Genomic DNA, 11,536 nt, shown 5'->3' on the forward strand with positions numbered 1-11,536 from the left:
ACGGAAAAGTGAAGCAGGTGATGAATCTGGCGAAGAAGGCGAAGGCCAGGAAAGAGACCGGTCTGTTTGTGGCGGAAGGCTTCCGCATGTTCAAAGAGATTCCCAGGGATCGGATCGAAAGCCTGTTCGTGTCGGAAAGCTTCTTAAAGAATCCGGAGGGCCGGAAGGTGATCGGTTCTATGAATTATGAGGAGGTGGCGGACGATGTGTTTAAGACCATGTCCGATACGGCCACGCCTCAGGGTGTCCTGGCCCTGGTAAAGCAGTATGCATACACGATTGATGATATTTTAGACCGGCCGGGTCCGGCGCTCCTTATGATTCTCGACACCATTCAGGATCCGGGGAATTTAGGAACCATCCTGCGCGCCGGAGAGGGAGCGGGCATTACCGGAGTGGTCATGAACGACACCACAGCCGACGTCTATAATCCCAAAGTAATCCGTTCCACCATGGGGGCTGTGTGCCGTGTGCCCTTTGTCTATACCGCCGGTTTACCGGAGACGCTGGCCAAAATAAAAAAACGCGGTGTCCGCCTTTACGCAGCCCATTTATCAGGCAGGAATAATTATGAGAAAGAAGATTATACTGTTGATACAGGGTTTTTAATTGGCAATGAAGCCAACGGTTTAAGCGATGAGACAGCGGCTATGGCAGACACGTATGTCAAGATTCCCATGATGGGAAAAGTGGAATCCCTAAACGCGGCAGTAGCGGCCTCCGTGCTCATGTTTGAGGCGGCAAGGCAGCGAAGAAATTAGAAAATGCGGCCCGTCAGAAAATTGTAAGGCATTTTTAGACGGTAAATGTTGAGAAATGTCTGAAAATATAGTATGATTAGTGCAAATGAAAGATATGCCTGGCAGCTTTGCCTATTACTGGCTCAGGAAGGGGATTGATAAGATGGCAGCTATCTACTGGCTCATAGCCTTTGTAGTATTACTTGGGATTGAAGCCGCAACCATGGCCCTGACGACCATTTGGTTCGCAGGGGGCGCACTCGTTGCATTTGTACTGGCACTTTTGGGTGTCAGCGTACAGGTTCAGCTTGCTGCATTTGTAATCGTATCATTTATACTGTTGTTCTTTACGAGGCCGTTCGCCTTAAAGTACGTGAATCATAACACCGTGAAAACCAACTCGGAAAGTCTGATTGGTAAGCACGCGAAGGTTACCACCGAGGTGAATAACACTGAAGGAACCGGTGCTGCGGTATTGAACGGACAGGAATGGACGGCGAGAGCCGAGGACGACGGAAAGATTTATCCGGCCGGCACACTCGTGGAAGTAAAAGACATCAGAGGCGTAAAACTAATTGTAAGCGAGACTCAGGAGGAAGCGTAGTATGAATGGAGCAATAGGTTTTTTTGCAGTCATTATAGTATTAATAATCATTCTGGCAATACTGGCATCATGTATTAAGATTGTACCGCAGGCGCAGGCGCTGGTTGTAGAACGTCTGGGAGCCTATCTGGGAACCTGGTCAGTCGGTGTTCATATCAAGATGCCGATTCTCGACCGCGTGGCCAAACGTGTGAACTTAAAAGAGCAGGTGGTGGATTTCCCGCCGCAGCCGGTTATCACAAAGGATAACGTTACCATGAGAATCGATACGGTTGTCTTCTTCCAGATTACAGACCCGAAGCTTTACGCATACGGGGTTGAGAATCCGCTGATGGCGATCGAGAACTTAACGGCAACCACTCTCCGTAACATTATCGGTGATCTGGAACTCGACCAGACACTGACCTCCAGAGAGACGATCAACGCGAAGATGAGAGAATCTCTCGACATTGCCACCGACCCATGGGGCATCAAGGTCAACCGTGTGGAGCTTAAGAACATTATGCCTCCGGCAGCGATTCAGGATGCCATGGAGAAGCAGATGAAGGCAGAGCGTGAGCGCCGTGAGTCCATCCTTCGTGCGGAAGGTGAGAAGAAATCCACCATTCTGGTTGCAGAAGGTAAGAAGGAATCCGCGATTCTCGATGCGGAGGCTGAGAAACAGGCGGCGATCCTTCATGCAGAGGCCGAGAAGGAAAAGAGAATCCGCGAGGCAGAAGGTCAGGCTGAGGCTATCTTAAAGGTTCAGCAGGCGAATGCAGACGGTATTCGTATGATCAGGGAAGCGGGAGCCGATCAGGCGGTTCTGACGATCAAGAGCTTAGAGGCTCTTAAGGCAGTAGCCGACGGCAAAGCAACAAAGATTATTATTCCATCCGAGATTCAGGGGCTGGCGGGTCTTGTATCCTCCATTACTGAGATCCCGAAGGATCCTAAATAGGAATGTGAAAGGTAATTAGAGAATTCGCAGCAGGGGGCATAAGCTCTCGTGCTGCGTTTTTCTCATTCATATAAGTGAAGCAGCCGCGCTCCGGCGCGGTATTTGATTTGGCGATTACAGGCAGGAGGCGTGTATGGAACTCAAACTGGATTTGACAAAGGAATACGGTATCGTTTTAGAGGGCGGAGGCGCCAAGGGAGCCTACCAGATCGGGGCGTGGAAGGCGCTTCGGGAGGCGGGCGTCCGAATTAAGGGCATCGCAGGCGCTTCGGTCGGTTCACTGAACGGCGCGCTGATCTGCATGGACGATTTGGAGAAAGCAGAAGATATCTGGAAGAACATCGAATATTCCCGGGTGATGGATGTCAGTGACGAGACCATAAAGGCGCTGAAAAAGAAGGATTTCAAGGCGCTTAACATGCAGGAGATTCTAAACAGCGGATTTCAGTTCATCAAGGATGGCGGCTTCGATGTGACGCCCTTAAAGAATCTGATTGCCGAGGTGGTGGGAGATGAATCACGTATCAGGGAGTCGGATCGGGAACTCTTTGCCATGACGTATTCCGTGTCGGAGCACAAGGAACTGGCAGTGGATGTCAAGAGCGGTGAAGAGGGATCGGTGAAGGATATGCTGCTGGCCAGCGCCTATTTTCTGGCATTTAAGAACGAAAAGCTGGGTGGTAAGCGGTACCGGGACGGCGGCGGCTTTAATAACGTTCCTCTGGGCGTTCTACTGGATAAGGGCTACGAGGATATCATTGTGATCCGCATCTACGGCTGGGGCTTTGACAGCGAAAAGGTGACAAAGATTCCGGATGGAGCCAACGTGTATCACATCGCTCCCCGCCAGGATTTGGGCGGGATTCTGGAATTCGACAAGAAACAGAGCAGAAAAAACATGACTTTGGGGTATTTTGACGCGAAAAGGTTCTTATATGGACTTGCCGGGCGTATATATTATATTGATGCACCAGGTTCCGAGCCGTATTATTTTGATAAGATGATGTCTGAACTGGAACTTTTAAAGATTTATGTCGAAGAAGATCTGGATCAGGAGACCCGGGAAAGCCTGAAGGGTTACCGGATGTTTACGGAAACCCTGTTTCCAAGGATGGCTGTGGAGTTTAAACTGAAAGACGACTGGAACTACAGGGATTTATATATCGCGATTCTGGAGGATTTGGCGAAGCGGCTGAAGATCAACCGTTTTCAGATTTATACGGTGGACCGCCTGATCGGAAAAATAATGATGAAGCTGCACTCTCTTGACAGCCGGATTCCATTATAGTAATGTAATAGGAAGAAAAGGGCGCTTCGTACACCAAATGTCGAATGACAGAAAAAAAGATTGCATGTTTATGCATAATATACTATAATGGTGTATAAAAATACAAAAAGAGAAGTGGAGGAAGCATTATGAATTTAAAAGGAAGAAGTTTTATTACATTAAAGGACTATACACCGGAGGAAATCGGATATCTGCTGGATCTTGCCGCGGATTTAAAGGCTAAGAAGAAAAAAGGCGAGACCGGAAGTTCTCTGAAAGGGAAGAATATCGCCCTTATATTTGAAAAACCATCCACGCGTACCAGGTGTTCTTTCGTCGTGGCCGCGGTGGATGAAGGGGCTCATCCCGAGTACTTAGGCAAGGATGATATTCAGCTGGGACACAAGGAGAGTGTCGAGGACACGGCCCGCGTGCTGGGCAGAATCTTTGACGGAATCGAATTCCGTGGATTTAAACATAAAACAGTGGAAGATCTGGCAAAATACGCCGGTGTGCCGGTGTGGAACGGTCTGACGGACGATTACCACCCGACCCAGATTCTGGCGGACTTACTTACCATGAAGGAACATTTTGGTTGCTTAAAAGGGCTGAACTTTGTCTATGCAGGCGATGGACGCAATAATATGGCCAACAGCCTGATGATCGGTATGAGCAAGATGGGCGTCAACTTTACGATTCTGGCACCGAAGTGCTTATGGCCGAAGGACGAGCTGGTCACGCTGTGCCAGGGATATGCGAAGGAAAGCGGAAGCACCGTCACTCTGACCGAGAACGTGGATGATGTAAAGGGCGCGGATACGATCTATACCGACGTATGGTGCTCCATGGGCGAGGAAGATAAGGCGGCCGAGCGTGTGGCGCTTTTAAAGCCTTACCAGGTGAACGCTGCGCTGATGGAGAAGACGGAAAAGGATACCACCATCTTCATGCACTGCCTTCCGGCCGTAAAGGGCAACGAGGTGACGGAAGATGTGTTCGACTCAGAGGCCTCCGTGGTCTTTGACGAAGCAGAGAACAGAATGCACACCATCAAGGCTGTGATGGTGGCGACGTTAGGAGAATAGAACATGTATATACAGGAACGAAGCAGAAACCCGAGAAACTTGTCCATGATGCTGGATGCGGCCCATATTATCATAGGAATCCTGATCGTCGCGCTGGCGGTCATCTCATTTTTGAACCCGGAGGACCATATGCTGCTGTTTCCGGTCATTTTTCTTCTGGCGGCATCGCTCAATATCATGAATGCGGTCTTTAAGATCCGCATGAGCGGCCGCGAAAAGAAGAAAAAGGCCTCGGGGATTCTGGTTCTCCTGTTTGGAATTGTGCTGCTTGCCCTCGCTGTGATCAGTGCGGTCAGCATCTGGTGGGGGTGAGAGCGGTGAAGACAGAGATTTTGAAAGCTATAAAAGAAGAGGCCGGATTCGTATCCGGACAGGAGCTGTGCGACCGGTTCGGCGTGTCACGGACGGCCGTGTGGAAGGCCATCGGCCAGCTGAAGGAAGAAGGATTTCAGATCGAGGCGGTACGCAATAAGGGGTACCGTCTCTTAAGCAGCGATGATGTGATCACGGAAGCCGAGCTTATGAGCAGCATGGAAGGCGGATTTATCAAGAAGATCGTATACTATGAGGAGACTGATTCCACCAATATACGCGCAAGAAAGCTGGCGGAGGAAGGCGCTCCGGACGGGACCCTGGTGGTCACAGATTTTCAGAACGCAGGACGGGGCCGGCGGGGCCGGATGTGGGTATCACCTTCCGGGACGGGCATCTTCATGAGCCTGATCTTAAGGCCGGATATCCTTCCGTCATCGGCTTCCATGCTGACGCTGGTAGCGGCTCTCGCCGTCTATGACGGCATTAAGGAGACGACCGGGCTTGAAACGGTCATCAAATGGCCCAATGATATCGTGGCGGAAGGAAAGAAGCTCTGCGGTATTTTGACAGAGATGAGCGCTGAGCTGGAAGGAATCCACTACGTGGTCACCGGAATCGGCATCAATGCCAATATGACCGAGTTCCCGGAGGAAGTGGGGGAGGCAGCCACCTCCCTGCGTATCCTGACCGGAGGCCCGGTGCGGCGCAGCAGGCTGATTGCCGCTGTGATGAAGGCATACGAGGGATACTATGAAAAGTTTAAGTCATGCGGCAGTTTAGCCGGCCTCATGGATGTATATAATGAACGTATGGCAAATCTCGGCAGGGAAGTGAAGGTTCTGGATCCCGCGGGCGCCTATACGGGCAAAGCGCTGGGCATTGATGAGAAAGGCGAGCTGATCGTTGAGAAGGCCGATGGAAAGGTGGTCCGTGTGGTCTCCGGAGAGGTATCTGTCCGGGGAATTTATGGATATGTATAAGTATGAATAATTATTCTTTTTACGATCAACTGCAGACACTGGAGCCGAAGAAGGACGAGTTCTCGAAGGAAGAGCGGCTGAAGGCCATGGAGAAGCCACTGCTTTCCTGGTACAAGAACCATGCGAGGGTCCTTCCGTGGCGGGAAAATCCGGAGCCATACCGCGTATGGATTTCTGAGATTATGCTGCAGCAGACGAGAGTAGAGGCTGTGAAGCCGTATTTTGAGCGGTTTATGGCGGCGCTTCCCGATACGGCGGCGCTGGCGGCAGTGCCAGAGGACAGGCTCTTTAAGCTGTGGGAAGGGCTCGGCTATTACAACCGGGCCAGAAATTTAAAAAAGGCGGCGGGTGTCGTTATGGAGCAGTACGGAGGAGTCATTCCGGCTTCCTGGGAAGCTCTAAAGACACTTCCGGGGATTGGATCCTATACGGCAGGCGCCATAGCCTCCATCGCCTATGGAATTCCCGTTCCCGCCGTGGATGGCAACGTTTTACGGGTGATATCCCGTGTGACGGGGAGCAGGGAAGACATTTTGAAGCAGTCGGTCAAAAAACAGATGGAGGAGCTGCTTCTCGGCGTCATGCCCCAGGAGGGGGCCGGAAGCTATAATCAGGCGCTCATTGAGATTGGGGCAATCGTCTGTGTTCCCAACGGGGAGCCGCTTTGCGGAGAATGTCCCATGGCCTCTGTGTGCGTGGCGAGGCGTGACGGTCTCACAAAGGAGATTCCTGTAAAAACACCGAAAAAATCCAGAAAGATCGAGGAGAAGACCATCCTTATTCTGGAGTGGGAGGGGCGCACGGCGATCCGCAAACGGGATAGCAGCGGCCTTCTGGCCTCCCTCTATGAGCTTCCGGGCGTGGAAGGATGGCTGGAAGATGAGGCGCTTGCGCAGATGTACCGTGTTCCGCTTGCAGCGGTCCGCCGGCTTCCGGAGGCGAAGCATATCTTCAGCCATGTGGAGTGGCGTATGAGGGGATTTGCCGTGGAACTGCAGGAAAAACCGACCGGAGACTACCTCTGGGTGACGCCGGAAGAGATCAGGGAGACATATTCACTGCCAAGTGCATTTAAGGCGTATACTATGATGATAAGGTGAGAATAATGAGAAAAATGCTGTTTATCTTTAATCCACGTTCCGGAAAGGCTCAGATCAGAAACCGGTTGATGGATATTCTGGATATCTTCACGAAAGCCGGGTATGAAGTTTCGGTTCATGTGACCCAGCGGCCTAAGGATGCCATGGAGGTTGCCGCGGCGAGAGGCAATGACGCTGACTTAATCGTCTGCAGCGGCGGCGACGGGACCTTGAACGAGACCATAAGCGGTATGATGATGCTGGACCGGATTCCGGATCTTGGATATATTCCCGCCGGTTCCACCAACGATTTTGCCTCCAGCTTAAAAATCCCGAAGAACATGATCGCCGCGGCGCATTTGGCGGTGGAGGGGGAAGCGTATCCTGTCGATATCGGAAGCTTCTGCGGGGACAGGAATTTCGTTTATATCGCGGCCTTTGGCGCATTTACGGAAGTGTCCTACTTAACGCCCCAGGATAAGAAGAATATGCTGGGCCATCAGGCTTATATGCTGGAGAGTGTGAAGAGCCTGACTTCCATCAAGTCCTACCGCATGCGTGTGGAGAGCGAGGAGATTACGCTGGAAGGGGAATTTATCTTTGGAATGGTGACGAATACCATCAGCGTGGGAGGCTTTAAGGGTCTGGTCACGCAGAATGTGGCTTTAAATGACGGAGAATTCGAGGTGCTCTTAATCAGGACGCCGAGAACGCCTCTGGATCTGAGCAACATTGTCAACTATATGTTCTTGAAGGAAGAGCCTAACGAGTACGTTCATAAGTTCAGAACGAAGGCGCTCACGGTGATTCCGGAAGAACCGGTGGACTGGGTTCTGGATGGGGAATTCGGAGGTACACGCATGGAGACTCAGATCATAAATCTGCAAAAACAGATCCGGATTATGAGAAATCCTTCCAAAAAACAATAAATCTGCAATTTAGCGCAGAAAAATGTTGAAATATGTAATCCGGTAGTATATAATGAAAAGTTGTGTGGACTTTTATGTATACTTCTTAGCGAAAGGACGTTATTAAGTGGAAAAAGATAATTTTTTAGAGAAGCTGGGGAAGCTCGTGGAACTGGGAAAATCAAAGCATAATGCCTTGGACGTAACGGAGATTAACAACTTCTTTATGGGGGAATCACTGACCCCGGAGCAGATGGATCAGATCTATTCGTACCTGGAGAATCGCGGCGTTGACGTGATCCCGGTAATTGACGACTCGATACTGGCTGATGATGTGCTCCTGTCAGATGATGCTCTGCTGCTCGACGATGATCTGGATGACAGCTTTATTAAAGGGGCAGACGAGGAGGATATCGACCTCGATGCCATTGACTTGCTGGAGGGAATAGGTACAGAGGATCCTGTCCGCATGTATTTAAAAGAGATCGGTACCGTTCCGCTTTTAAGCGCGGACGAGGAACTGCGTCTTGCAAAGAGAAAAGCCGATGGTGATGAAGATGCGAAGGAGCGCTTGATTGAAGCGAACTTAAGACTGGTTGTCAGCATCGCAAAACGGTATACCGGCCGCGGTATGAGCTTTTTAGACCTTGTTCAGGAAGGAAATTTAGGTCTTATTAAGGGCGTTGAGAAGTTCGATTATACAAAAGGTTATAAGTTAAGTACATATGCTACGTGGTGGATTCGCCAGTCCGTAACAAGGGCGCTTGCCGATCAGGCAAGGACAATCCGTGTTCCGGTGCATATGGTCGAAACCATCAATAAAATGTCAAAAATGCAGAGAAAGCTGACGCTGGAACTGGGCTATGAGCCCTCCGTCACTGAGCTCGCAGACGCGCTCGACATGTCTGAGGACAAGGTAATGGAGATCATGCAGATTGCCAGGGAACCAGCTTCTTTGGAGACCCCGATCGGTGAAGAGGATGACTCTAACTTAGGCGATTTTGTCGCCGACAACAATGTGGTGACTCCGGAAGGAAACGTGGAGTCCGTAATGCTCCGTGAGCATATCGACGCATTGCTCGGTGATTTAAAGGAGAGGGAGCGTCAGGTTATCGTGCTTCGCTTCGGCCTTGAGGATGGACATCCGCGCACACTGGAAGAAGTGGGCAAGGAATTTAATGTTACACGTGAACGCATCCGGCAGATCGAGGCGAAAGCACTCAGAAAGCTCAGAAACCCGGTGCGGAGCAAACGAATCAGAGACTTCTTGTAAGAAGCAGAAAGGAGGCGTGGCATGAGAGTGCTCACGCCTTTTTGTGCTTTGCAAATGTAGATGCAGGACGGCAATACATACGGAGATTTTAGACGGCGGCGGGTTCCGTTTCGGCGGAGCATCGGTCTTTGCCTGTGAATCAGAGAAGGAGAATAAGAGGATGAACCACAGAAATTATCAGAAAGAGCTGGACACCATACTGGAAGACTTTGAGAAACAGGGGAAGGTGCCGAGACTGCTGCTTCACAGCTGCTGTGCTCCCTGCAGCAGCTACGTTCTGGAATACTTATCAAAATACTTTGAGATTACGCTGTACTATTATAACCCGAATATCTATCCGCTACAGGAGTATATGAAGCGGGTGAAGGAGCAGGAGAAGCTGATCTCTGAGATGAAGCTTGCACACCCCGTGCTCTTTCGTACCGGCCCCTACGAACCGGACGAATTCTTCCGGATTGCCAAAGGACTCGAGAAGGTTCCCGAGGGCGGAGAACGCTGCTTCAAATGTTTTGATTTACGGCTCCGGGAAGCCGCCAAGGTCGCATCTGCCGGCCGCTATGATTATTTCACGACGACGCTTACCATCAGCCCCTTAAAAAATGCAGAGAAACTGAATGAGATCGGAGAGAAGCTGGCGAAGGAGTACCGCGTGGCGTATCTTCCATCCGATTTTAAGAAAAAAGACGGCTATAAGCGGTCTGTGCAGCTGTCAGAGGAGTACGGCCTATACCGGCAGGATTACTGCGGATGCGTTTATTCTAAGGAGGCAGGCCAGGCTCAGTAAAGATGGCAAACGTGGACTGAAACAACTTGACACCCAATGGGAATTGTAATAAAATTAACGATAAGGAGTATATAGATTAGAGGATAAAGGAGAAAATATTATGTTAACAAAAACACTTACTGTTGTAAACCCATCCGGACTTCATTTAAGACCAGCGGGAGTTCTTTCCCAGACAGCCATGAAGTTTAAATGCGACATCATCATCGAGTGCGGTGAGAAGAGAATTGTTGCAAAGAGCGTATTAAATGTTATGGCAGCAGGCATCAAGTGCGGTACAGAGATCAACTTAATCTGTGACGGTGAAGATGAAGAAGAGGCTATGAAGAGCATGAGCGAAGCGATCGAAAGCGGACTCGGCGAGATGTAATGGACAAGTTTCAATAAGTGAATGATATGCAGAAGCTGGCGGAAAGGAAGCGATTCTTTTCCGCCAATTTATGTTATAGTTCTGACGAGGGATAGGGGAAGATACATGGCAAAATTAATCATAATCAGAGGCAATTCGGGAAGCGGAAAAACGACTGTGGCCAGAGCGCTGCAGCACAGATTTGGAGATCACAGCATGCTTATTTCCCAGGATATGGTCCGCCGGGAAATTCTTCATGTAAAGGGCGAAAAGAATATGCTGGCTCTGCCGCTTATGCAGGAGCTCCTGACATATGGCCGGGATCACTGTGAGATAACGATTCTGGAGGGAATCTTAACTTCCCAGTGGTATGAGCCGTTGTTCGATTCTGCAAAGACGCTGTTTGGAGACGCGGTTTTTGCCTACTACTATGACCTGCCTTTTGAGGTTACCCTGTTACGCCATCAGACGAAGAGCAACAGGGAAGAATTTGGGGAAAGCGACATGCGTGACTGGTGGAGAGAGAAAGATTACCTGAAAAATATCTCTGAAAACGCATTGACGGCGGAAATGAGCCTGGAGGAAACGATCGAGCGGATTTATCGCGATGTGACCCTGGCTTGAGGCAACGTAATTTCAGAAAATTGAGAAATACTGGATGAAGATCAATTTCATGCAAAAATACCGCTGAATTGTTAGGTGAATACAAGATTAAGAACAAAAATTAGAAAAATAAAAGGCCCATACACATAAATTGCCAAATAAACTGACAACTGCTGTGAAAAAAGGGGTTTACAAATGGAAACAGATGTAGTATTATCTAAAAAAAGTTGAAGCACAGGCAGAGGCTGGCAGAAGCCGGAGATGCCATGGTAATAAAACAGCATCATAAAATATGGAACACAGGCCCGACGACGAGCATAGAAAGCCGCGGGTCCGTGTTTTTTTATTTTATAGGAAAAGGAAGGAGTCCTGATATTTCACCGCTTCCGCTTCTCTGTGCTTCAACGGAAACCTGCTGTCGCTTTGCACCCCTAATAAAAGAGTACAGCCAGAAAGGAATGAAATTATGGTTAAAAATTCAAAATCCCCCACAGCAAAGAAAACGCCGGAATTATATGATTCCAGGTTTGAGCATGACAACTGCGGAATCGGAGCAGTTGCCAACATGAAAGGCGTAAAGAGCCATAAGACGGTGGAGCAGGCCCTTCATAT

General features: G+C 49.7%; 13 protein-coding genes. All 13 read left to right on the plus strand.

The annotated features are described in order from the left end of the window. Positions 1-8: 8 nt before the first annotated feature. Positions 9-761, plus strand: a complete 753-nt coding sequence (locus tag ACLTD4_RS30575; RefSeq protein ID WP_412331814.1) for a TrmH family RNA methyltransferase — start codon at positions 9-11, stop codon at positions 759-761. Between the two features lie 142 nt (positions 762-903). Next, positions 904-1,344, plus strand: coding sequence for an NfeD family protein (locus ACLTD4_RS30580; RefSeq protein WP_055657192.1), 441 nt, complete (start codon positions 904-906; stop codon positions 1,342-1,344). A 1-nt stretch (position 1,345) separates the two neighbouring features. Continuing rightward, positions 1,346-2,284, plus strand: coding sequence for an SPFH domain-containing protein (locus ACLTD4_RS30585; RefSeq protein ID WP_412331813.1), 939 nt, complete (start codon positions 1,346-1,348; stop codon positions 2,282-2,284). A gap of 133 nt (positions 2,285-2,417) precedes the next feature. Continuing rightward, positions 2,418-3,572, plus strand: a complete 1,155-nt coding sequence (locus tag ACLTD4_RS30590) for a patatin-like phospholipase family protein (protein WP_055656945.1) — start codon at positions 2,418-2,420, stop codon at positions 3,570-3,572. 128 nt (positions 3,573-3,700) lie between these two features. After that, positions 3,701-4,636, plus strand: a complete 936-nt coding sequence (gene argF, locus ACLTD4_RS30595) for an ornithine carbamoyltransferase (RefSeq protein WP_117623913.1) — start codon at positions 3,701-3,703, stop codon at positions 4,634-4,636. Positions 4,637-4,639: 3 nt separating this feature from the next. Continuing rightward, a complete protein-coding gene (locus ACLTD4_RS30600; protein WP_002603375.1) occupies positions 4,640-4,948 on the plus strand; it encodes a DUF6637 family protein in 309 nt (102 codons plus the stop codon). Between the two features lie 5 nt (positions 4,949-4,953). Next, positions 4,954-5,931, plus strand: coding sequence for a biotin--[acetyl-CoA-carboxylase] ligase (locus ACLTD4_RS30605; protein ID WP_117623914.1), 978 nt, complete (start codon positions 4,954-4,956; stop codon positions 5,929-5,931). A gap of 2 nt (positions 5,932-5,933) precedes the next feature. Then, on the plus strand, positions 5,934-7,031 hold the full coding sequence (gene mutY, locus ACLTD4_RS30610; RefSeq protein WP_117623915.1) for an A/G-specific adenine glycosylase: 1,098 nt from the start codon (positions 5,934-5,936) through the stop codon (positions 7,029-7,031). A gap of 5 nt (positions 7,032-7,036) precedes the next feature. Continuing rightward, positions 7,037-7,939, plus strand: a complete 903-nt coding sequence (locus ACLTD4_RS30615) for a diacylglycerol/lipid kinase family protein (RefSeq protein ID WP_117623916.1) — start codon at positions 7,037-7,039, stop codon at positions 7,937-7,939. Between the two features lie 106 nt (positions 7,940-8,045). Beyond that, the gene (gene rpoD, locus ACLTD4_RS30620; protein ID WP_002603379.1) at positions 8,046-9,191 is read left to right on the plus strand and encodes an RNA polymerase sigma factor RpoD; all 1,146 of its coding nucleotides are present in this window, start codon (positions 8,046-8,048) and stop codon (positions 9,189-9,191) included. 160 nt (positions 9,192-9,351) lie between these two features. Beyond that, positions 9,352-9,975: an epoxyqueuosine reductase QueH gene (locus ACLTD4_RS30625; RefSeq protein WP_055656956.1), complete on the plus strand. Its 624-nt coding sequence runs from the start codon at positions 9,352-9,354 to the stop codon at positions 9,973-9,975. 100 nt (positions 9,976-10,075) lie between these two features. Continuing rightward, positions 10,076-10,342 carry an HPr family phosphocarrier protein gene (locus tag ACLTD4_RS30630; protein WP_002603381.1) on the plus strand — a complete coding sequence of 89 codons (267 nt, stop codon included), beginning with the start codon at positions 10,076-10,078 and terminating at the stop codon, positions 10,340-10,342. A gap of 105 nt (positions 10,343-10,447) precedes the next feature. Continuing rightward, entirely contained in the window at positions 10,448-10,945 is a 498-nt protein-coding gene (locus ACLTD4_RS30635; RefSeq protein WP_117623917.1) for a kinase, read from the plus strand. The last annotated feature ends 591 nt before the right edge of the window (positions 10,946-11,536 follow it).

Source organism: Hungatella sp. (genome assembly GCF_046966825.1).